The sequence below is a fragment of the Paenibacillus eucommiae genome, from assembly GCF_017874215.1.
Lineage (GTDB): Bacteria > Bacillota > Bacilli > Paenibacillales > NBRC-103111 > Paenibacillus_AI > Paenibacillus_AI eucommiae.
In genome coordinates, this window is the sequence record NZ_JAGGLB010000009.1 from 1 (window position 1) to 22,759 (window position 22,759).

16 protein-coding genes are annotated in these 22,759 nt (G+C 48.0%); 2 read left to right on the forward strand and 14 right to left on the reverse strand.

Translation table 11 applies throughout. The features are described 5' to 3' along the window. Window positions 1-588: 588 nt before the first annotated feature. The 7 genes from J2Z66_RS14740 to J2Z66_RS14770 form a co-directional block, all read right to left on the reverse strand. Complete coding sequence (locus J2Z66_RS14740; RefSeq protein ID WP_209972210.1) at window positions 589-2,103, reverse strand: methyl-accepting chemotaxis protein; 1,515 nt, start codon at window positions 2,101-2,103, stop codon at window positions 589-591. 186 nt (window positions 2,104-2,289) lie between these two features. After that, the gene (locus J2Z66_RS14745) at window positions 2,290-3,015 is read right to left on the reverse strand and encodes an ABC transporter permease (RefSeq protein WP_209972211.1); all 726 of its coding nucleotides are present in this window, start codon (window positions 3,013-3,015) and stop codon (window positions 2,290-2,292) included. Window positions 3,016-3,018: 3 nt separating this feature from the next. Continuing rightward, a complete protein-coding gene (locus J2Z66_RS14750) occupies window positions 3,019-3,732 on the reverse strand; it encodes an ABC transporter permease (protein ID WP_245375561.1) in 714 nt (237 codons plus the stop codon). Then, entirely contained in the window at window positions 3,732-4,646 is a 915-nt protein-coding gene (locus J2Z66_RS14755) for an ABC transporter ATP-binding protein (protein ID WP_209972212.1), read from the reverse strand. The genes J2Z66_RS14750 and J2Z66_RS14755 overlap by 1 nt, the downstream gene beginning before the upstream one ends. A gap of 71 nt (window positions 4,647-4,717) precedes the next feature. Further along, complete coding sequence (locus J2Z66_RS14760; RefSeq protein WP_209972213.1) at window positions 4,718-6,205, reverse strand: sensor histidine kinase; 1,488 nt, start codon at window positions 6,203-6,205, stop codon at window positions 4,718-4,720. Continuing rightward, complete coding sequence (locus J2Z66_RS14765) at window positions 6,202-6,954, reverse strand: response regulator transcription factor (protein WP_209972214.1); 753 nt, start codon at window positions 6,952-6,954, stop codon at window positions 6,202-6,204. The genes J2Z66_RS14760 and J2Z66_RS14765 overlap by 4 nt, the downstream gene beginning before the upstream one ends. 1 nt (window position 6,955) lies before the next feature. After that, entirely contained in the window at window positions 6,956-8,398 is a 1,443-nt protein-coding gene (locus tag J2Z66_RS14770; protein WP_209972215.1) for a vWA domain-containing protein, read from the reverse strand. A 230-nt stretch (window positions 8,399-8,628) separates the two neighbouring features. On the opposite strand from J2Z66_RS14770, the gene J2Z66_RS14775 reads away from it, so the two are divergent. Both J2Z66_RS14775 and J2Z66_RS14780 read left to right on the forward strand, forming a co-directional pair. Then, a complete protein-coding gene (locus J2Z66_RS14775) occupies window positions 8,629-9,066 on the forward strand; it encodes a DUF1648 domain-containing protein (RefSeq protein ID WP_209972216.1) in 438 nt (145 codons plus the stop codon). A gap of 70 nt (window positions 9,067-9,136) precedes the next feature. Further along, entirely contained in the window at window positions 9,137-9,559 is a 423-nt protein-coding gene (locus J2Z66_RS14780) for an organic hydroperoxide resistance protein (protein WP_209972217.1), read from the forward strand. A gap of 702 nt (window positions 9,560-10,261) precedes the next feature. Here J2Z66_RS14780 and J2Z66_RS14785 read toward each other — a convergent pair. The 7 genes from J2Z66_RS14785 to J2Z66_RS14815 all read right to left on the reverse strand — a co-directional run bounded on the left by J2Z66_RS14785 (window position 10,262) and on the right by J2Z66_RS14815 (window position 22,734). Then, window positions 10,262-11,335: a serine hydrolase domain-containing protein gene (locus tag J2Z66_RS14785; RefSeq protein WP_209972218.1), complete on the reverse strand. Its 1,074-nt coding sequence runs from the start codon at window positions 11,333-11,335 to the stop codon at window positions 10,262-10,264. A gap of 15 nt (window positions 11,336-11,350) precedes the next feature. Further along, a complete protein-coding gene (locus J2Z66_RS14790; protein ID WP_209972219.1) occupies window positions 11,351-12,613 on the reverse strand; it encodes a sialidase family protein in 1,263 nt (420 codons plus the stop codon). Between the two features lie 485 nt (window positions 12,614-13,098). Further along, window positions 13,099-15,099 (reverse strand): AraC family transcriptional regulator, encoded by a 2,001-nt coding sequence (locus J2Z66_RS14795; RefSeq protein WP_209972220.1) that lies wholly within the window; start codon window positions 15,097-15,099, stop codon window positions 13,099-13,101. A gap of 297 nt (window positions 15,100-15,396) precedes the next feature. Continuing rightward, on the reverse strand, window positions 15,397-17,706 hold the full coding sequence (locus J2Z66_RS14800) for an ATP-dependent DNA helicase (protein ID WP_209972221.1): 2,310 nt from the start codon (window positions 17,704-17,706) through the stop codon (window positions 15,397-15,399). A gap of 52 nt (window positions 17,707-17,758) precedes the next feature. After that, the gene (locus tag J2Z66_RS14805; protein ID WP_209972222.1) at window positions 17,759-18,979 is read right to left on the reverse strand and encodes an MFS transporter; all 1,221 of its coding nucleotides are present in this window, start codon (window positions 18,977-18,979) and stop codon (window positions 17,759-17,761) included. 82 nt (window positions 18,980-19,061) lie between these two features. Next, entirely contained in the window at window positions 19,062-21,827 is a 2,766-nt protein-coding gene (locus J2Z66_RS43805) for a heparinase II/III domain-containing protein (RefSeq protein WP_209972223.1), read from the reverse strand. Between the two features lie 22 nt (window positions 21,828-21,849). Further along, window positions 21,850-22,734 (reverse strand): carbohydrate ABC transporter permease, encoded by an 885-nt coding sequence (locus J2Z66_RS14815; protein ID WP_209972224.1) that lies wholly within the window; start codon window positions 22,732-22,734, stop codon window positions 21,850-21,852. Window positions 22,735-22,759 lie beyond the last annotated feature (25 nt).

A 22,759-nucleotide genomic window follows, 5' to 3' on the forward strand; every position in this document is an offset into this window, starting at 1 on the left:
TTGTTTTTGTCCATGAAAACATCATCATAATTTACCTTATTTAGTAAATTATTCTTCATTACATTTCATGTCAGATTCAATGCATGCTTAATGTGAAAAACATCGTTAAATGGGGCACCCGCCATCTATTCGGGGGAGTCGGGCTGCTGCTATCGCTCTTCCTTCCGTATCCCTTCCCTCTAGCATCAAAGTGCCAAACATGCCACGCTCAAACGGGCTGCAAGTAGAGTTTGCTAGAGTTTGCTTTCCTGAGGGAAAGGGATAGTGGCCATATGGAAAAACTGTGCTTCCTTTATGCTTCCCTTAGAGAATGAATGGCAATATCGAGTACTTTATCACTACAAAGCGTCACCTTGTGAAATAACATTAAATCCAGTCATCCTCCAATAATTTATACTTCCCAATAAAAAAACATAAAAAAGCCAAAAAACCTGGCGAGTCGCCAGGTCCTTCCATGCATATCTTCATATGTTTCCCATATGTTTCCCACACATCTCCATATGTTTTCCACGTGTTATTCATGCGTAAACTATAAATGTTCCACGTGAAATCTCACATGCTCCAAACCGCTGTTTGTTCCGCAAACCCTTAAGATACATTTCGCAGATTCGTTTCTGCTTCTTTAATCCGATCCAGACTGATTCGGTTATTCTGGAGCAGCGACTGCAATGTTGCGGAAAGCTCTTCAAGCGTCGCAGATGCTTCCTGGCTAATAGAGGCAAGATCATTGGTGGAGTCGGCAATAGCTCCGGAAGAGCTCGTAATATTGTTCATCAACCCTTCATATCCCATAGAAAGCTGCTTCAGCTGTGAGACTGCGTGGGTAATCGATTCAAAAGAATGCTTGGTCTGCTCTGTAATCTCATTGCTTTGCTGCATACGAACGGCTGCTTGATTCATTTTGCTGCGGGTTCGCTCCGACTGGTCAGAAAACTCCTGAAGCTGCTCCGTAATACGTACTGCCGCTTGTGCGGTCATATCGGCAAGCTTGCGAATTTCCATAGCCACCACAGCAAAGCCACGCCCCTGCTCTCCAGCTCTTGCAGCCTCGATGCTAGCATTAAGTGAAAGCAGATTTGTCTGACTGGCGATATCTTGAATGGTCGCGCTGAAATGGCTGGTTTCTGCAAGGCGATCGATTAGCACTGAGGTTTCCAAAGAAACCGATTCAAGATCCGTCCGAAAGCTGGAATTCGTTGCGGACAGCATATCCATATTGCTTTTGCCCTGATCCGATAATTGTGCCGCTTCACTCGTCCTCTCCAGCAAAGTATGAATGGAATCCGACATTTCTTGAACCAGCAGGTTCATGCCCTGAATCGAATCATTAATGGAAAGTGTTGAATCCACCTGATTGCTCGCACCATGAGCGATTTCTTGAAAAGCATTATTCATCTCCTCGAACGAATAGTTGCTGTCCTCCCCTGCCTTAGTGACGGTATTCAGATGGGAGGTTACGCTCATCACATGGTTAAGAACATTTTGCTTTTGCTCCTGCTGCTGCCTGGACAGTAATTCCGCCTGTTCTCTCGCTGCCTCCATGCTTTTGATCATTTGCGTTGAAACCCTTAAGAGGGCGAACAGCATGACAGCAATCAGCACATAAATAATGATATAGCTTGATGCTTCTGAGGAAGCGATTAGCAAATCATCTATTTGCACCGTCATCATATAAAGCAGCATCGCAAAGCCGATGGAAATACTAATGACAATAGGCCATAATTTCATAAAAATCATCGCAAGAATCAGCAAATAAAATAGCGAAAACGTATTGGAAACACTAGGATTCAAAAATATCTGGGAAATGGAGCTGGCCGCGCTGGATAAAACCGCAAAATAACAAATCGTTTGAATTAATCTGCGGGAAAAATGCAAATATCCAAAAATCACAGTAGTCCCCACCTGCAGCACCATAACCATTAAAGTAGAACTATCCAGCATCGCCCCACCTAAAGCAAAAATACTCGATAATGTTAATACAGCGGTGAAAACCATGGCAATAAACACGACCAAATTACGCCTGGTCATATCCAGGTCTGCCACTGACAGATACTGATCTCTCTTGTTTAAGGTAAATTGAAACTTATCGGTTATCCATTTCATCACTTTTTTCCCCTTTTTTTGCTGAATGTTGCATGAATTCGACAAGATCTTCCACATTCCTTTATAAAAAAAGATAAGCAGGAGAAAACAAAAAAAGACCTGTCGAGGTCTCTTAAAAGATTCTCAACAGGTTCAATTCTTAAATTCTTAAATCCTCAATCCTTAAATCCCTAAATCCCTAAATCCCTAAATCGCTTTGCGGGTAAAATGGATCAATCCAGATACCAGGAAAATTGCGAAACTGCCAAGAATCACAATAAACAAGGTTGTCGGCCCCACATTGAAGGCCCCAAACCCCTGATCTCCAAAAGGCACCATCGCAAGCAGAGGCTGCGCCCACGGATAGTAAGGGCCGTATTCAGCCGAGTTGACAATCAACATATTCGGCAGTGTAAAGATAACATTCACGGCCAATGGTGCTGCAAAGCTTGCCCAAGCGGTTGAAACAGCCATTTGCAGCGCGGCAAGCGGCAAACATGCGACCCAGCCTCCAATAACCGCCCAGCTTATTTCGTACCAAGGAATCGGCGCCGTATAGCCTTTAATAGTGCCGAGCAGCAGGAGACCACCAACGATGAGCACTTGCACTACAGCCAGAAGCAGCATCACCATCGCAAGCTTGACCAAGTATACACTGCTTCGCGAAACCGGCAGAGCAAGCATTTGCTTCCAGCCACCCCCAACATGCTCATAGCGGCAAACGAAAGCAGCGAATACCCCTGTAAGTAAAGGCAAAAAAAGCATCGCATGCAGAAAAGCCATCAGGGCTAGTGTCCCAAGCCAAGGGTCAAGATCTTCATTAAAAGACTCAGCCATCCCTAACACTACGGACAATATCGGACTGACAAAAATAAGCAGCCAAATCGGCGATTTACGCAGCTTTAGTATTTCAGCTTGAATAACACCCCACATCGGTTAATTCACGTCCTTTCTAACAAACTGCAGCATCCCTATTACATAGAGCAGCAGTCCCAGGACTAAACCGGCTGCCACGGAATAAAGCGGCTCATTCCACTCATTTTTCAAATAGGGCCATTTCCAAGGCAGCCAGTCTGCGAGAATAAAGGCAAAGAAGGACAGCAACATTCCGACAATTCCCGCAGTCAGCGGAATGGCCTGGTTACGGATACTCATCGACAGCCAAGCCTGCAAGGCCAAGAAGGGCATCGCCGCCAAATAGGGGTAATAAGCCAGCTGCAGCAGCTGGTCAAAAGGAATCTGGCTGGAATCCATCCCCAGACAAAGACCCAGAATGATGGTGCCCATCCAGAGCAGCGTACTGGAGCACAGCAGCAAGACAGCAAGACATACAAACTTGCTGGATATGATCGTAAGCTTGGAAACCGGCAAGGCAAGCAGCAGCTTCCAGGCATTCGTCTGGTGCTCTATATTAGCTATCATAGAGGCAACAATCGTTAAGCCCATCAGGAGGACGGGAACGACCAACATGCCCGTATTCGTAATCAAACCTCCCCAGAAGTCGGAGGCATACTGCTGCTTCATATAATCGTAGCGAAGTCCGAAGTTCGCAGCCTGCAAGCCTACGACCCCAATAGGGCCCAGAAAGACAAGGAACCAAATCATAGTCCGGCGAAGCTTCAAAAAGTCGGAGGCTAACACACGCAGCATTATAAGCCTCCCTCTCCGCCGGTAAGCTCAAGAAAGATCTCCTCGAGCGACTTGCTTTGCTCTTCAACGCGATAGACGGAAACCTGATTCTGGACCAGCTGTTTCACAATATCCGCAATCTGCATATTAGACGCTGAATCCAGCAGCAGCTTGCCTCCATGAAGATCGGCGTGAATCCCTTGGGCACGTATAAGCTGCCTGGCAAAATCGGGCGTATCTACTTCCATCCGGATATGGCTCTTCGCCCTTTGGCGCAAGACTTCAATTGTATCCTGGAAGATCAGCTTGCCTTTTGTAATAATGCCTACCTTTGTTGCCATTTGGTCCATTTCAGCCAACAGATGACTCGATACCAGAATGGTTACGCCAAATTCCGTCGGCATCCGCTTCAGCAGCTCGCGAATCTCGAGAATTCCCGAAGGATCGAGTCCATTCGTAGGCTCATCCAGAATGAGCAGCTCAGGCTGCCCAAGCAGCGCTGTTGCTATACCAAGCCTCTGCTTCATGCCTAGTGAGAAGCCTTTAACCGCGCGGCCCGCCTCCTTAGTCAATCGGACAATGGAGAGCACCTCATCAATCCTCGCTTTGGGCACACCCAGGATTCTCCGCACAGCTTCTAAATTCTCGTAGGCATTGAGATGCCCGTAGTAAGAGGGGTACTCCACGAGCGAGCCAACCTTACGGAGAACCGCTATTCGCTCCTTCTGCATATCCTTGCCGAAGATGCGGATCGATCCTCTGGTCGGCGTCATTAATCCGAGCAGCATCCGAATCGTCGTCGTTTTGCCCGCCCCGTTCGGACCCAGGAACCCGTAAATATCCCCTTTATTAATTTGTAAATTAATTTGATCCACGACAGCAGTTCTCCCGATTCTTTTCGTCAAGTCCCTGCATTCTATCGCATATGAACCCATAACAAATCACCTCGTAAACCATCATAACGGATGAAGGTTAAATCCCGAGGTGCTTGAAGTTTAAATTTAGGTTAAAAAAAGAGGCGGATTCGGGTCCCCTCGTGACTGCTTTGAACATCCCACTTGAGCTTCATCTCCTTGAGCATAAGTGAGACAATGGACAGTCCGATGCCAGCCCCCTTGCCGGATGACTCTCCTTCCATACCTGGCCCGTGATCGGTAATCTCAAGTATCGCTTGCACGTCTGCAAACTGTGTCTGTACTTGCGTCTGTGCTTGCGTCTGTGCTTGCGTCTGTGCTTGCGTCTGTATTTGTGACTTTACCTGCGACTTTACCTGTGACTGTTCCCGTGACTGTTCCTGCTTCTTCTGAACGCGAGCCTCTACACGCATCTGCACGGAAACATAGCTCCCCGAACGAGCATGATTAAGAACATTCTGGAATAAATTATCCAGTACACGTTCGAACCACTGCGGATCGATCTCTATGAATAGAGCCGAGTCGGGCAGCTCAGAAACAATGACGAATTGCTCCCGCTCAAAAACAGGATACCAGTTGGCAAACACGGTTCTGACCAGGCGGACAATATCGGCAGACTCGGCATGATACGGATACTTGCCTGCGGATAATAAAGTAAACGAGAACAGATTCTCAATCAGCTGGCTGAGATAACCGATCTTCCGGTCAATCAGGTCAATCGAGGCTTTGCCCTTCTCACTGAGCGGCTCCTGTCTCAAGCTGTAGGCATGCCCCCGAATCGTCGTTAACGGTGTCCGCAAATCATGCGACAAATTCGCAATCAGCTCTCTGCGCAGCACGCCTTCTTCCTGCTCCCGCTGCCGGCTCCGCTCCAGCTGCAGAATCATATCGTTGAAAGCCTTGTCCAATCTGCCGATCTCATCCTGTCTCTCGATCAGCACGGGCGTTGGCAACCCCGTTTCATTAGGAGTTGTCATGGCAACCTGCAGACGAAGCAGTCGCTTGCGGATACGGTAAAAAAACACCCACGAAACAAACAGGAACAACCCGAGCATAATAAAAGCTCCGAGAAGGATGATGTTGTTATAAAGAATAAAAGCCTTATTGCTGTTGCTTTTTAGGATAGTACGCTCCATCTCAAGCACCATAAATCCCTGGCTTCGCTGTGTGCCTATAAAAGCTACTACCGTAAAGGGATCTGCACCATACCTTTTTTGCATGAATTCAATCGTATCGGATGCATTCCAGTGATGGGGCAGTGCTTCCTTGATGCCAATCTGGAGCTGTGTATCACCCTGCCCGTCAACCCAGAACAGCGCCGCGTCCTGATAGATTACCTTCAGCTCCAGCAGCCTCTTGTCAATCTGCTCCTTTGTCGCTCCATCAAGCTTCCTGGCGGCAGCATGCCAATTCTGCTGAAGCTCGCTCCCGCTTCTGTAATCTGTGGCATCACCTTCCGTGAAATTCTGCGGATAAAAGTTAAGCAGCAGCGCTACCAGCGGGAACGCGAAGGGCACAAGTACAATAGCCAGCAAAATAATGAGCATGTATTTGAACAGCAGTGAATTTCTCAGCTTCATTGTTTAACCCTGTAGCCGAGGCCGCGAATCGTCTCAATAATAACCGGATCACTGGGATCAAGCTCGATCTTTTCCCGCAAATGCCGGATATGCACCATCAAAGTCTTGTCCCCTTCCATGAACGATTCGCCCCAAACGGCCTCATAAATTTGCTCCTTGGTCAGAATGCGGTTCGAATGCTGGAGAAAATACATCAGAATGTGATGCTGCTTTCCCGTTAAAATAATCTCACTATCCGTACGATGATCCAACAGAGTGTTATGATCCAAATTGACGGTAATATGCCCCAGTTTAACTTCCCTGGAGGTGCCGCCTCCGATCATTCTGGAGCCTCCGTTGATTCCGGAGCTTCCAGTGATTCCTGCGCTTCCGGAGTTTCCGGCGCTTCCTTGCCTCCGGAGCAGCACTTCAAGCCGCGCAGCAAGCTCTTCCGGATGGAAGGGCTTGGTCAGGTAATCATCGGCGAAGTGCAGGCCCTGCAGCTTATCTTCTACAGACGTCCGGGCAGATAGCATCAGGATCGGTGTTGAGGGAGACTCCTTCTTTAACCGCTGGCCTACAGTGAACCCGTCGAGACCCGGGAGCATCACGTCCAGAATAACTATATCTGCTTGATGCACCTTGGCTGCCGCATTGTCACCCGTATATAACCATTCAATCGCATAGCCTCTGCCCTCCAGGTCATCTTTCACCCAGCTGCCAATTTCATGATCGTCTTCTATATATAAAATCCGTTTGCTAGTCGTCATTTTAAGTAAGAAGTCCTTTTTGTTTAGCTTGTTTAAGCCATACTGGATACTCGTCAAACATTCTGTCATACAATTCCTCATCGCTTACCTTGTCCAAATCATCCAGAGCAAAGAAATTAGCATTATCGATGAAACGCCCCGGCAAATCATCCAGCTTACGCAAAACGCCGTAATTAGCATTTCCTATCCCAACAAACTGCCAGAATATATTCGTTTTGGAGCTTTGTACTAGCAGCTTCGCTATTTTCTTAGTCTCGTATATACCCCCGTCACTGAAAAAAATGATATAGGTGGGCATCGATTTATTGGGTTCTTCTACCGTATACTTTTTGATCACATCTTCCATCACTACAGGCTCATTATTTCCTGGGCCAAGACCACCGAATGCCTTGGGGCTCGGATAAGTCCGCTTCACGTAATCTTCATAGTCCCGTTCAGTAACGCTGGGCGCCCGCATGGATTTGCTTCCAAAAAACCATACATCCAACGTTCCGTCATCATCCATGCAAGCTGCAATCGCCAAAACCCTTTCGAAAGCCCGCTGCACGGTCCCTTTGGAATAAAGTTGACTCATCGAGCCCGATGCGTCGAACACGACAGCGACACGGGCTTTGCCGTCATCCAGCTTTTTTTTCTGGAGCGATATCGATACTTTTTTCTTGAGCAGATCGATTTTTGTCAGATTGATGCTGGACGTTGGCGGTTGTTGAGATTGTTGCGACTGATGTGATTGTTGGGCTTGAGAAGGCTGTGAATTTTGCGAAGGCCTCGCTAGATTCATTGGCTGCCCGGTGGTAGATGCTGCTACAGAACCAGCTGCAGGTGCTGGCGTCGATACTGGTGTTGCAGGTGTTGATGCAGAAGTTGACACAGGTGCCTTCACAGGCACTTGAGGAGGTGCCGCTTCAACCGCTGCAGGCTCATCTTCCACAACCACGCCATGGGCCTCAGCCAAAGGCTTAAGTCCCCCATTAAAGCCGCGGCCAACCGCGCGAAGCTTGAACCAGCCTTGATGCCGGTATAATTCCATCAGCACCAGCGATGTTTCCTCTTTTACATCCTTGATGTCATAGTGTACTTCTGTCTGCGAGCTTCGGGCAATAGCCCTGCAGCCCTGCACGCCTGTAAACGTTCCGGGTCCATCCAAAGTAGCCGCGAATGTACATTTATCTATTTCTGTTGCCAGCAGCCCTTCCAAGTTAATTGTGAATTTGGTTGCATGACCTCCCACTGAGGAGAATTGAATATGTTTTTTAGGATCATTGGGCTGGTTATAAAAAATAAAATAATCATCGGAAGGCACTGAGCCTGTAGCATTGACCATAAAGCAGCTTACATCCAAATCGGCCGGGGAGCTTTTCCATTCAATCGTGATCTCCAGCATCTTTTCTTTGTCCAGCGGCGTATTAGCGCCTGTAACAAGAGTGATCGTATTATTCGGCATCTGTCCGTCCTCCATCTTTGTGTTTCCTCTTATTGCCACTCTTATATGATAACATAACCCGATAGCGACTTGAAGGAATGCACAGCACCTAGAGCGAATGTAAAAGTAGCAGCTAAAAAAGAGAATGCAAGCACATCAGTTAAACAGAGAGGAAGATTGCTATCACTACTACAACCAAGCGACCCGTATTATCGATCCCCAAAACAAAAATGGAAGTATTCCACGATATTTTGTCCCTTATTGTTCTTGTAGGCATTATCGGTTATTTATTTTCTGTGTGGTCTCAACTTCCTGAGCAAGTACCTCAGCACTATAATGCAGCAGGTGAAGTAGACAAATGGGGAGGACGAGGAGTCTTGTTCCCGCTGCCGATCCTTAGTGCACTCTTGTATGCAGGGCAAAGCGTATTAAGCAAGTTTCCTCAAAGCTTTAACTATCTTAGTCCTGTTACAGAAGAAAATGCGCCGCGTCAATATATAACCGCCCGTATGATGATTAGCTGGTTAAAGCTGCAGCTTGTGGTCCTCTTCAGTTACATAGAGTGGGATATGATCCAGAGTGCACTTGGAAAATCAGGCGGTTTAGGATTATGGTTTTTGCCAGTCACGCTAGTTGTAGTATTTGGCACAATCATTTTTTACGCCGTTCGATCCGTGCGAATAAAGTAGCTTATTGGTTCATCAGGCGGTATAAAGGGTAACCAGTACGTGAACCTAATTCAAGAGAGGAGCGATCAAGATGGGAACAGATTATACGGCTCAAGTTACTTCACGTGGAGGACGGGACGGCTTCGTTCGTTCGTCGGATGGACAACTCGATTTGAAAGTAGGAACACCTAAAGAAGGGGAAAAAGAAGGCACAAACCCCGAGCAATTATTCGCGGCAGCCTACTCAACCTGCTTCCATAGTGCCTTAAAAAGTGTGGCAGCAAGCAAAAAGATCAGCACCGAAAACTCTGAGGTCACAGCCAAAGTTACGCTGCATAAGGATGGTGACTCCTATCATCTTTCCGTTCAAATGGAGGTCACGGTTCCCGGATTGGATCAGGATCAAACCTTGAAGCTGGCAGAAGCAGCCCATCAAGTATGCCCTTATTCCAAAGCTACACGGAATAATATTGAGGTTGAACTGCAAGCACGTACTGCGGTGACCAATAAATAAAGAAGCAATTAAGGAAGGCGCCTTGCGGTGTCCTTTGAGGTGCATGTTCGTGACTTGGGTGCGTTGCGGAGGTAATGGCTGTGGGCTCCAGCCGCTGTTAAAGATTTGTTCCCTTAAGTGGTATCGATGAAGAGGTAGGAACAAATCTTTAAAGGCGGACGCTACCGCTCTTCCTCCCACAGCCTTTCCCTCTCTTTAGCTACAATCGCACGAATCACACGAAACACCACGCTCAAACGGACAGCCAGCAAGGCTTTTTCTTTTGGTTAGTAGAGATTTCCTAGCGGGCGCGGGCGCGGGCGGGGGAAGAAGAGAACGAGGTGAGAAGGATTTGCTACTTTAACGATGTTTTCATCGTTAAAGTAGCAGTTCCTCTCCACAACCTTGCTTTAACGATGAAAAACATCGTTAAGTGAAGCATACCGCTCATTTCTTCCAGGGGAACAGGGCTGCTACTAGCGCTCTTCCGCCCACAGCCCTTCCCCCTCTAAGCTACAATCGCACGAACACCAAACTCAAACGGACATCCACCAGTCGTCTGGTTCCTGAGCAAAAGGGATAGTTATCCTAAGGAAATTCCGGACTTATTTACTGATTTTCACTTTTTACTGATTCAATTATTTTGATCATTATCCCAATTTACCGCTTTAAAGCGCGATGCTTTTTTATTAAAAATACCTATTCCAAGCAAAAGCCAACCCTCTATTCCCTTGCGCCGCTCATCGCCATGACAAGACTGCATACCCGGCTATAATTGTTCCAATCCGCATGCCATGTCAAACTATTGGTCAGTATGGCCGCAGCAATATCAAATTCGGGATCAATCATCAGCATGCACCCGCTAAATCCGGTATGTCCAACCGCTGACGGAGAATGAAGATCACTGAAACAGCCATAGGTATCCTGCTCTCCCTTGCGCCAGAAAACTGGCGTTTTATTCAAGCGCCGATCTGGAATTTCACGCAGCATGCATGCGATTGCCGCAGAGGAAAACACTTTTGCGTTTGTTGCAGGATTAACACCGCCATTCAGAAACACGCTCGCGAATCGAAGCAAGTCGGTCGCTGTTGTGAACAACCCCCGATCACCAATAGTCGCTGTCTTTGCTTCCCGCTCCAGAAATCTGCCACTCTCCTGGTGCCATGGAAGCACATATTCACGCCCTTCCAGCAAATCGGCTGAGAAGACGGAGTCTTGCATCCCTAGCGGTTCAAAAAGGGTCGCGCGAACAAACTCTTCAAATGGCATGCCGGATACGCGTTGAACCACATCCATCAGAATGCAGTAGCCCCACGAGCAATAGTTACAAACCTCGCCCGGTTTATGGAGTAGATGACTGATTTCGTAAATACGCTGCAAGTAATGAGGCACGTCCTCATCGGAAACCGGGGCTTCAATATGGTCAGCGTCTGACGTATTGAACCCAGCCGTATGTGTCAGCAGATGAAGGATCGTTACCTCGGGAAATCGGAACTCTGGAATATGGCGGCTAATAGAATCGTTCAGCTTGAGCCTGCCCATCTCTATTAGTTTGACAAGGGCAGCACCGGTTATCGGTTTCGTTACGGACCCGACATTGAACATGGTTCCCTTACTGATTGGAGCTGCAAAACCTGGTATCGGCGAAGAGTCTCCGTGATAAAATTCATAAACAATACGATCTCGTTTCAGTACCGCAACCGATAAGCAGGACGTTTTCCCTTCCTGAATTATAAGCTCAAGTTCAGCATTGCAGCGTTCCGTATTGCGTTTTAATTCCGTATGATCGATACGCATGTCAGCTCCCCTTTCTTAATAAACAAGGTCCCGAAATCTTGGAATCGAATGAAACGAAATGATATTGCCATTGTGCGCGTCGGCCGCATGTGCATCTCCCGAGCGGCTCACAAGATGAAGATCCTCACCATCGATAACCATACTCGCATAATGCCGGCACTCTCTGTCCGTTCCGCCAGTGGCAACCAGCCCTGCGAAACACCAGTCTATGCAATTTTTAGAAAAATGAAGCTGCAGCCGATGACGTTCGTTGTTCGGGAGATTGAAACGCTCAGGGGAAAGCAGCTCCGCTCTTGTCATGCTGTCGGTTGCTTGCGAACTGAGCAGCCAATAGAGCCTAGTGACCTCGTCATAGAGAATATGGAATTTCATTTGCCCACCAGGACAAGGAACGTAAACAACAGTTTTACCAGAAGGTACAGTTTCAAGCATGGTCGTCATTGAACCATCGCTATGCTCCACCACTTTGGCAAGGGCCGCATAACCAGTTCCCCCAGTATGGGCGCGCATCCATAAATGAAAGGTACGCTCTTCCGAATACCAATAATGGCTCGGGTCGACGATCTGCACGACATTGGTTTCCAGCCATCCGATCGGGGATGCTTCCCTGCCGGGCGCAATTGCCACTAGCGATTTAGGCGGGGTCAGGAAGAATGGAACGCCAAAATAGTTCAGCTCCTGAGCCGGCACCGCATCCCGGAACACAAGTTCAGAGGCAAACGTCCAATTCTCCCGCTTCGTCAAGTCGGTGTCAAGCCGTCCTCTCATCAATACTGGAGCAAATACGCTGACTGGCCACCCCAACATATCATTATGCACTTTTTTCTCCATGACCAAATAGATACTGTCCTGCGTATAGTGGACGTTGCAAGGTGCTTGATGCCATTCCTGTCCATCCGTCAGCCGAACGGGCTCCGACCACGTCTCCCCTTCATCATCAGAGCGCATAATGGTCAGATCATGGCAATGACCAAGCACATATAGGGAAGAACCAGCGGTGAAAGGCCGGGCATGCATAAAAGGAAAATCGGTCTTGTGTGTCCAGGTGCTTCCTCGATCATCCGAGGTGAACACCTTGCCAGACCACCAAAAGCCGGCTTCGATTTGCTGCCAGGGCCCTGGTAGCTCCCTTGCCCCTGGTCCGCTTAAATCTAAACTGACGACTAATCTTCCCGAGGAAAGCCGGGTAATCCCGGGACTGTAGCAATAAACAGAAGCTGGAAGCGGTGATTCATACACTTTGACGAATGACTGGGCCAATGGCTGAATGGCACTCATGTCCATCATCTCCCTCACTATATTCAAATTTGTTAAACACTCGCACATTACGGCGAATGATCTCGATATAGCTTTCCGTTTTATAGGGTGTTGGAATAGTCCCTTAGAGTGTAGAAATTAGACACAAAAGTCCCAATTCCTGTTTCTGATTCCGTACTTGTAGGAATTCCTTTTATTTGTGTTGGATATGCTGCAAAAAGATGTCTATTGGCATTTTTTTTGGGGGAGGCGTGCTCATTGCGTGATCATTGCATGCTTATGGCGTGCTTATTAGAATGGACTTGGATAACGAGAGGGGTTTAAGGACGAAAAAAACGCTGGAGGAATGGTTCTGGTTGAGGCTCACAACTAACATCGCGAGGAAATTTTTTAGAACTGGGAGATAAAGCAAAGCAAGTAAGCACAGGAAAAAGCTGCCGTATTGTACGTACAGCCTATTGTATCTACAGCCTTTCTCCTGCACAAAACCTTGCCCTCCAAGAAAGTTACTTCACCGTAGCCAGCAAGCTGTCCACAATAAAGTCAAGCTGCTTGTCAAGCGAATAAATATCACTGTAGTAGGATAAGCCAAAGCCGATCTCAATGAGCCGCCCTTCCTTCACAGCCGGAATGCTGTTCCAGATGGCGTTATCCGATAAGTCTACCATGCCTTCATACGAAGAGCGGAACACATAATCGCCAGCGTAATCGGCCAAAAGCTCGAAGGAGACGTCGTGTCCGTTCCCGCTATCGGAGGTTTGAACCTCCTCATTAATAATTTTCGGAGCCTTCATCCCCAGGTACTCATAAATCACTTGTGAGCCCCGGCCGTAGTTTTTGCTGGCAACAACACCCATGCTGCCTTTACCGCCTTCCATAATAGTTACCGTCTTATCCAAAATGCCGGCTTCCTTCAGCTTCTTCTTGGCCTGCTCCACCTTCGCATAGAAGTTGTCCAGCAATACCTGAGATTCGCCCTCCTTGCCAATCACTTCCCCAATCTGCTTCAGGCGCTCGTCTACTGACATCTTCTCATAGGGGATATAGACCGTTGGCGCAATTTGCTTGAGCATTTGATAGGTTTCTTCAGAAGGAACAATGATGACATCGGGATCAAGCGCAAGCACCGCCTCAGGGCTCGGCTCGAACCATGTGCCCAAATCGCTGGTTCCGTCCATCTCTTTCTCGAATGCCGCCCCTTCGTAAGCACTAGAGGATCCAATTGGCTTCACGCCAAGTGCAAGCACATCGCCCACCAAATACAGGACAACGACCCGCTGCGGGTTAACTGGCACTTCGACATCTCCTTTTACGGTCGAGATGGTTTTGGTCTGCGGCTGAGCCGCTCCCTCTGCTGGCTGATTGGTACTGGTATTTCCGCTCGTATCGCTCGCGTTAGCCGCAGCAGTAGTCTGGCTGGTTGGCTGTGTGCCTCCATTTGATGCGTTTCCTGCTGTGCCCGTAGAGCACGCGCTGAGTAATAGCGTAAGGCATAGCAATAAGGTTATGCCTAAAGATAATTTGTTGTTGCGGTACATAGGTAAGTTTCCCCTTTCGTCTAATTGATAATGATTATCATGACCATTACCAATATAACGCCGCGCATTCTTCTGTACAATGTCATATCGAGCCACAGAGGATGGCATATAAGGACTAGCATTCTGCTTCTTCGGCTTCGTGTTATCCGAACGGTAGCGAATCGGCGCAATTCCAACGAATTTTTTGAACATTTTCGCGAAATAATAGCTGTCCGGATAGCCGATGCCCTCGGCAATTTCCTGCAGGGTGGCATCCGACGCAAGCAGCATCTCCTTAGCCTTGTCCATCCGGATCTGGATCACATAATCTATGGGGCTGCTGCCGGTTTGGCGCTTAAACAGCCTCGTTAAATGACGTGGGCTGCTGTCCAGCACCTCCGCTAACAAATCCAAAGTAATTGGCTGCGCATAATGCTCTTGCATGTAACGAATGGCCTGCGCCACAAGGTCGGTCTGTATCGTGGGAATGTGATGACTGTGAATCTGCCACAACAGCTCAAATACAAATTGATAGAACAGAGCCTTCACATGGAATCGCTCCAACGGCCCCTGTTCCTCCCATTCCCTATGCATGAGCTGCACCTTGTGCAGCAAGGAAGCAGGATGGTCTGGTATGAAGCCATGCTGCATATGAAATGGATTATTCCGTTCCATCATCGCTATAATTTCCTGGCGGACGGGCAGTGGGATCATAGCTTTGTAATAAATCATATAGTACTCAAAAGACTCTTCTATCGGGCAAATATCCAGACAGCAGCCCTTGCCGCCATGCAAAATATGAAAGCGATTTGCCTGATGCTTCACCCCATCGAGCTGTACATAAGCGCCGCCGCGCACCGCAAACAAGAAACCGCTGGCTGGCAGCCGATAGGAGAGGAACTCTTCTCCGAGCTTCATAGTTATATGCCGGATATCCATCAATTTAATAGATGCCTGGTTCCATAGTATAAGCTGTTCACTTAACCGCATTGTATCCGTTCAACTCCTTGGCAATCATCAGCGACCCGTACACAGATAGTTGAATTACAACTTCGCATATTCATTATATGTGATAATGGTTCTCATTATCAACAGTCTTGCTTCCTCGAATCTAACTCCACATCCCAAAAATCAAAAGTCCCCACTTAAAAACCAAGTGAGGACTATCAAGTATGATAACGAATGGCGCATTCTGCTTCGTTATGGCCATATGCAAATCTTTTTTTATCGCAAAATCAGCAAATCAGATTTCCGCTCGTGGTATTACACAGTATTGCAAAGCAATACCTACAACAAAGCCCCAAGCTCAGAGCGAACCACAGCATAATGCTTCCATTCCTCAGGCAGCAGCTGCTGATAATGGGGCTGCAAATACCGGTCATCGACAAGCACCAGCACGCCGCGGTCTTGCTCCGAACGGATTAATCTGCCCCCTGCCTGCAGCACCTTGTTCATGCCTGGAAACTTATAAGCGTAATCATACCCGTCTTTTCCCAAGTCGTTAAAATAATTCTTGATAATGTTACGCTCCAATCCAAGCTGCGGCAGGCCAACTCCAACGACAACAACTCCGTTCAGCCGGTTTCCAACCAAATCAATGCCTTCCGAGAAAATGCCGCCCATAACAGCAAAGCCCAGAAAGGCTTCCGCATTATCAGCATCAAAAGCAAGCAGAAAGCTTTCCCGCTCCTCCTCCGACATATCTGCATGCTGCAGGATCGTTCTCACTCCTGTACCTTCTGTCTCGAAAGCATCATATACATCATTCATATAAGCATAGGAAGGGAAAAAAACGAGATAATTGCCCGGCTGCTTGTCCATAAGCTGCTGAAGCAACTGCACAAGCGCACCCTTAGTCCGCTCACGATCATGATAACGTGTAGACAGCGGCTGGATGAAAACGTTCAATTGTTCACTCGAAAAAGGAGAAGGAATCGATACCGTGTAATCCTCCGGGCCGGCCCCCAGCATATCCATGTAATAAGCGCTTGGCGATAGGGTGGCTGAAAAATAAATATGCGATCGATAATCCTTGCCCATCTGCTTCAGCAGGTGAGAAGGATCCAGGCAGAACAGCTTCACTTGAACATCGTTTTTGGACAATTCCCAATAGGTAACAAAGCGTTCATCGTACAATTTTCCTATGCGCAGAAAACTCATGGAAGAGAAATAAGTATCGAGCAGCAAGGGACTGGCACCCCCGCCGCCGGAAGAAGCCAGCACCTTCTCTGCTTGAAGCGCAAAAGCTTCAACGAGCAGCATCAAATCCTGCGGCAGCCCGCTATCAACTGCCTGCTGATCCGTATTCTTTTTGCGAAGCGCTATGAAAAAGTCGTTGACTGCCTTAGCCGCCTTATGCGCTTCCGGATGCAGCCCCTTCATTTCCCTCTGTACCGCTAGAAAGGCGGATTTGTGCAAGGTCGCAGAAAACATTTCCCTCGCACGCTCGACCAGGTTATGTGCTTCATCCACCAGCAAAGCCGTTTGCTTTTTTTGCTCAGCCTGCTGCCTTTTTAATGAAGCCCGCGGGTCGAAAATATAGTTATAATCACAAATGACTACATCTGCAGCATAAGCCGCATCCAGTGAGAACTCAAAAGGACACACCCTGTGTTTACGGGCATACCGCTCGATCACCTGCCGGTTCATCAGTGTTTCATTAGATAATATATCCATGAGCGCTTCGTTGATCCGGTCGTAATGACCGTCTGCAAATTCACAGTGCTCTTTTTGGCATCTCACTTCGTCTTGAAAGCAAATCTTGTCTTTCGCTGTCAATGTCACGGCATGGATATGAAGCCCTTTGGACTGCATGAGCGCGAATGCCTCTTCCGCAGCAGTTCTGGTTATCGTCTTGGCCGTCAAATAATAGATGCGCTGGAGCCATCCTTTGCCTAGCGCCTTGATCGCGGGAAACGTCGTCGATATGGTTTTGCCGATGCCTGTGGGCGCTTTGGCGTATAAGTTCGTCCGTTCCTCTATCGTTCTGTATACCGCCCCAGCCAGCTTCCGCTGCCCCTCACGATAAGTCTGGAACGGAAAGGACAAATCCCCGATGCTGATGTCTCTCATGCTCCGATGCCTGACCACTAAGCTTGCATAAGGAGCATAACGTTCAATCAGATCGTCTACGAAATTCGCAAGCTCTTCGAATGTCGCCTCCTGCACAAATCGCTGCTGCTCCTCCGTGCCCGTCTGCACATAGGTCAACTGAAGCCGCATCAGGCTGATTCCATTCGCTTTGGCATACATGTAGGCATAGCATTTGGCCTGCGCCCAGTGAACGGGGTACATCTCCTTCGTAATAAGGCGCACATCTCTGGCTGTTGATTTGATTTCGTCGATAGTCACCGCGTCTTCGGTGAAAAGCAGCCCGTCGCAACGCCCCTCCAGCACAAACAGGAGATCCCCGCAGGGAATCTCCGTCGTTAAGTGTACTTCTTTCTGATCTTGGTCCGTATACTGCTTCTGCACCTTCTGATGGGCTTTGGTCCCCTCTGTCAGCGTGCTGGTCGTGCGGAACACTGAATCCAGGCTCCCGCTGCTGAGCACATACTCTACAAGGGTTCTTACTGCTATTTGAATCGTTTCCGACATATCATCACCTAGGATTCGAAAAGAACATTTGTTCCTTCATTATATCATGGAATCAAGATGAATGGAATTTTTGAGATCTTGTTCGCTGTGCGCCTGCAAAGAGCTGCATCATTTTTCCCTGAAGAATAGGAATGGAGAACAGACTCGCGAAAGAAATTCCAAGCAGCAGCACAAAATAAGTCCCCTGAAACTCGGAAACCGGAAGAATCAGCAGCAGCATGACACAACGTGAAAAACAAATCAGGCATTCCCGCCATACCAGCAGCCGTGCCTTTTGTATCGCCGTAAGGTTATGAATAAGTTCAAGCTGCTGAGCGCTGTACGATACATTGAAATAATACGCGCCAACGGTCGTAAGAATATTCGAAACAATAAGCAGCGGAGCCACAGGATACAAGATAAACAAATAACCTCCTGTGATAAAGACAATGCCCACCAGCATCCATACGCGATTTGCAAATTGCAGCTTGCGATAAAAATACAGAGAGACCAACACCGCCACCGTATAGCTCGTATTAAGAAGTGCGATAAGCAGCTTATCTTCCGTCACACTAAAAGTAAACAGGAGCTTGAATATACTCTGAAATTGATAAAATAATCCTGTTGCCAGGCTGATTGGAATCCATAAAGCCATTCCCTTTGCGAAAAAAACACGCTTTGGCAGAACATTATCGATCCAGCGTTCCGCCGGGGATTCGAGATTTTTCAGCGAAATATGGGGGAGAAAGAAGGATACCACGAACATAACCGCTATGAACAACAGCAGCAGCAGGAATGAACCGTAATAACCAAACGCCATAATCACAAGCGCCGAAGCAAGCGGTACCGTTACATTTAAAACTTGGATGACAGCCCCGAGAATGGCAAAATAATGACCAAAGTCTTTATCTCCATCTTTACCGGCCAATGAAATCCCTAAATTTTGAGCTGTGCTAAAAAGTCCCCACATCACCCCGACAGGAACAGCAATGCAAGCAATCCACAACAGGCGATTATCCAATACAAGCAGCGATAGCATCCCGAAAGCGACTGCTCCGAAACATGCCGATAGCGCGTTCAGCAGACGGATCGAATACCTCATGCATAATTCCGCGCCTCCGCAAAAAGACACCCCCCATACAGCGAATAATACCAAATTGAACCACGCAACATCACTAATCCGATATCCTTGCTGCCAAATATAGAAATTGACGAATATTTCGATATAAATGAAAATGACATTACCGACCGCATTCATCATCAACAGCATTTGAAATTGCCTGGATAATCCCAACGATGTCCCTTCTCTCTGTCTTGCTAACCGGTTTACTGATGATGAGGCGCGGTCTATCCTCTGTTAAAACGCGTGAATCAAGTCATATCACTTGCAGCTTTCCTTCTACAGAAATAAGCTCTACACATTCCGTTTGGGTTTGCAGGCGGATATCATGACCATCTACCCTTAACGATGTGGCATTGCCGAGCACAACTCGTTCGATACCTGCCTTCGTCCGGCGTATATGACAAAACTCCCCGGTAAATTCCACGTCCCAATCCTCTCGTACAAACACGGAGCCCGATCTGCCGCTTCTGCTTCCTAACGGATTCTCTGAATCCAAGGAAATGATCAAATCCGTTTGGCCCGCAGCAAGTTGAATTTCAACTGCAACCTCCCTGTCGTCGAACTCCTTGCCTTGCCCATCGAACAATGTCAGCCTGCGGATATTTACTATTTGCGAAGTGCCCTCATATGGTTCAATGATGCTCACGAAGGTTGAAGACAGCGGAGCATCTGTTGCACTTGCGGCACCTGTGACATCTGCAGTATTTGCAGCATCTGCAACTGCTCCACTATCCTGGATTTGCCTGCGCACCATTAAAGACGGAATCCACCGCTCCTGCTTCACTTGCTGGCCCCCGGCATTCATCCAGGCTTCGGCAAGATGGGCTTCTGCACCGTAGGTCAGCTCAGTGTGCTTCAGATGAACCCGGGGAGCATCCCCGCGCACCCTGTGCATGTCTTCAACCAGCCAATCGGCGCTCCACCCGGGCTTCGCCGCTGTATCCGCCTGGAAGTTGCGCAGCAGCGATCCATGTCCATAATCAGGGGCAGGTAATACGCTCAGCCCGCGCGTAGTCAGCTCTCCTGGATGTGCGTAGACGAATTTGGCATGGTCTTTGCCCCCGGTTACACGAAAGATATCGAGCACATAGCTGTGCTCCTCCGAGATATCCATCAGCGCCAAAGTCCGCTCGAACTGCTGTCCTCCGATAATTTCCGGTCCGCTTACACGAATGAGCTGACACCCATCGCTCTCCAGCCACATTGTTGTGCTCCCGCTCGTTGTGGGCTCATGATTCTTCCCATCCACTACAACCGTATTGTGTGAAGCTGTCATGTAATACCACAATACTTTGGGATTCACCCAGCCTTGGCCAAAATGAAGCGGAGGGTAACCAAAATCAGGGAGCAGATCGAGACCATGGGCGAAGAGCCCGATGGTCATGCCATTATAATGGCCGTGATTACCAAGGGAATCGTAAGCTACCCAGAGGGCCCGACTATGAGAGCCTGTTCCTGAGCGAAGAATGGCCAGATGCCATTGCTGCTTATTCATGCTGCCAATAAGAAGCCCTTCGCCTTCTTCTTCAACAATATGAAGGATCTCCTGTTGGATCTCTGCAAAATCGGAAGCCCCAAGATCATAAGGAAGCTTCGCAATACTGCGGCCATTTTCCAAATAGAGTATTTTGGCATAGGCCTTATCCCCGGTTATTTGGTAAAGCTTCCACAGGAATCTGTACATCGAAGGCTGTACGCGAAACTCTGCAAGCATTTGAACCCCTTTATAGCTCCCTGCAGGTTTGGCAAATTCACCCGAATCGCCTACTTGCGGGTAATACTGCTGCTCCAAACATAAAGTATCCATGAAAAATCGAAAGGTCTGCTTAAGCTGCGGAATAGCTGTAAGGGTATGCTCCAGAAAATCTGCATCCAACCGGTCATACAAAGCCAGCATTTCTGCAAGAGCATTAATGGTATAAGGCGTATAATTAGCCAGCCCCTTCTCACCTGTAACTCCATCCACTGCCGTAGCCTGCTTCAGCATGGCATATACCGCAGCAGTAATGCTCTCCCTGCTCTCCCAGCTTTCCGACCAGTCTAGAATCGTCCGGATGATCGCCACAGTGATTTCCGTTTGCGGGTAATTGCAATATATTTTATCCAGAGATACTAAAGCATCCCGCAATATGCGCTCCTCAATGTTGCTCTGAATCAGAGCAGCTGATTGCTTCCCGTTCGCCAAACCGCTTAATAATGCCTTGCTCCGTAAAAATACAACAAGCTGCTCATCCTGCCTCATACCCTCAACAACTTTGTCATAGGCTAGAGCGATTTCCTTCGTCTCCATACAAGCATCATGCCAGGTCGACACGTATCCCGAACGGGCGGGTCCTTCGTACATCACGCCTTGCTCGCCAAAATCAAAGGTGGGATACAAATCCGCTACCCGATCCAGCAATATCCCTGCCTTTCGTGCATAAACCACATTTCCGGAAGCCACATAAGCGTCTGCCAGCTTCACAATGCCATTGACAATAAGCTGCTTCCATTGCCCAAATATCAAATAAGCCCCTATAAAACGCCAACGATGACCCGTCTCGGCATCCACATAACCCTCCCCGTCATCTACCCCAAATAAATGAAGCGGATGACTTGGATCCGGATAGGCTTCATGATGGAGCAGCCTGCGGTCTGCCAGCTTTTGCTGGAAAATTCCCTCTTGATCCAATCCCGAACGATAGTACCGGTGGAAATCATTTTTCGGAAAAAGCTCACGACAATGTGGGCACTGTGTTTTCCACGGATGCTCGAAGGCATTCATCCCCCACTGAAACAGCGGCACATCCTGCCTGCATGAAGGACAGCAGCCATCGGACCAGACGAACCAGGAGCGACTGATCGTACTGCCAAACATCAACTGCCACAATTCTTCGTCAGACAGCTGGCTCCAGTAGGCAGCAGCCTCCTCTATGTGGCCAACCTCTGCCGCTGCCCACTCATGGGACTCCGCGTTCCTCTTGATGGCAAGCAGCAAATTGTCCGGATAAAAAGCACTTAATGTCTTCACGCCATTCACTCTGGCAGCCCCCAATCTATATTTACCCTTTCACTGCACCGACCATTTGCCCATGGATGAAATACTTTTGTACGAATGGATACACCACGATAATCGGCAAAACCGTCAGCATCAGCGCAGCCATCTTCAGATTTTGCGGATCTACGATACGTAAATGCTCCTTTAGCGAGCCTGGCCGCATTTCGTTGCTGAGCTGGGCGGACATTAGAATATCTCGAAGCTGATACTGGAGCGTCCACAGGTTTTTATCACGAATGTAGAGCATAACGCCGAACCACTCATTCCAGAACGCGACTGCACTGAAGATAGTGAAAGCCATCGTCATCGGCAGTACAAGCGGCAGCACAATACGAAATAGCAGCAGCAGGTCTGAGGCTCCATCCATCTCTGCAGATTCCAGCAGCTCTTGCGGAAGCTGATCGATCACATTTTTAAAGACGATAATATAAAAAACACTGCATATGCCAGGTAAAATGAGCGCCCAGTAAGTATTGTTTAGCCCGAGCCCGTTAACAAGCAGATACGTTGGAATTAATCCACCACTAAAAAACATCGTCAGCAGGATATAATAGAAAAATATTTTTTTACCCAGCATGTTTTTGCTCGCCAGTGCGTAAGCTGCAGCCAAGGATACTACGATGACCAATATCGTATTGACAATTGTAAGAAACACAGTGTTGGCAAATGAGCGTAAAAACGTGTAATTCCCCGCCAGCATTTTATAGGCATCCATTTGAAATTCTTTGGGCCACAGCCCAATTGTTCCACGTAAAACAGCGTTGGAGCTGCTTAACGAAATAGCCATTGCATTAATAAAGGGGACCACAATCGACACGCACAGCAGAACTAGCAAAATAATCGTTATAATTTCAAAAATAATTCTTGAAGGCGTTCTGTAATTTAGCATCGGTACCCTCCTGCCTTGAATCTCC

What these genes read in the sequence shown, in the direction of transcription:
- J2Z66_RS14800 (WP_209972221.1), bottom strand. Translation starts at nt 17,706, where the DNA reads ATGTCGGAAACGATTCAAATAGCAGTAAGAACCCTTGTAGAGTATGTG.
- J2Z66_RS14760 (WP_209972213.1), bottom strand. Translation starts at nt 6,205, where the DNA reads ATGAAGCTGAGAAATTCACTGCTGTTCAAATACATGCTCATTATTTTG.
- J2Z66_RS14815 (WP_209972224.1), bottom strand. Translation starts at nt 22,734, where the DNA reads ATGCTAAATTACAGAACGCCTTCAAGAATTATTTTTGAAATTATAACG.
- J2Z66_RS14755 (WP_209972212.1), bottom strand. Translation starts at nt 4,646, where the DNA reads ATGGGTTCATATGCGATAGAATGCAGGGACTTGACGAAAAGAATCGGG.
- J2Z66_RS14790 (WP_209972219.1), bottom strand. Translation starts at nt 12,613, where the DNA reads ATGAGTGCCATTCAGCCATTGGCCCAGTCATTCGTCAAAGTGTATGAA.
- J2Z66_RS14780 (WP_209972217.1), top strand. Translation starts at nt 9,137, where the DNA reads ATGGGAACAGATTATACGGCTCAAGTTACTTCACGTGGAGGACGGGAC.
- J2Z66_RS14765 (WP_209972214.1), bottom strand. Translation starts at nt 6,954, where the DNA reads ATGACGACTAGCAAACGGATTTTATATATAGAAGACGATCATGAAATT.
- J2Z66_RS14785 (WP_209972218.1), bottom strand. Translation starts at nt 11,335, where the DNA reads ATGCGTATCGATCATACGGAATTAAAACGCAATACGGAACGCTGCAAT.
- J2Z66_RS14750 (WP_245375561.1), bottom strand. Translation starts at nt 3,732, where the DNA reads ATGCTGCGTGTGTTAGCCTCCGACTTTTTGAAGCTTCGCCGGACTATG.
- J2Z66_RS14795 (WP_209972220.1), bottom strand. Translation starts at nt 15,099, where the DNA reads ATGCGGTTAAGTGAACAGCTTATACTATGGAACCAGGCATCTATTAAA.
- J2Z66_RS14740 (WP_209972210.1), bottom strand. Translation starts at nt 2,103, where the DNA reads ATGAAATGGATAACCGATAAGTTTCAATTTACCTTAAACAAGAGAGAT.
- J2Z66_RS14770 (WP_209972215.1), bottom strand. Translation starts at nt 8,398, where the DNA reads ATGCCGAATAATACGATCACTCTTGTTACAGGCGCTAATACGCCGCTG.
- J2Z66_RS14745 (WP_209972211.1), bottom strand. Translation starts at nt 3,015, where the DNA reads ATGTGGGGTGTTATTCAAGCTGAAATACTAAAGCTGCGTAAATCGCCG.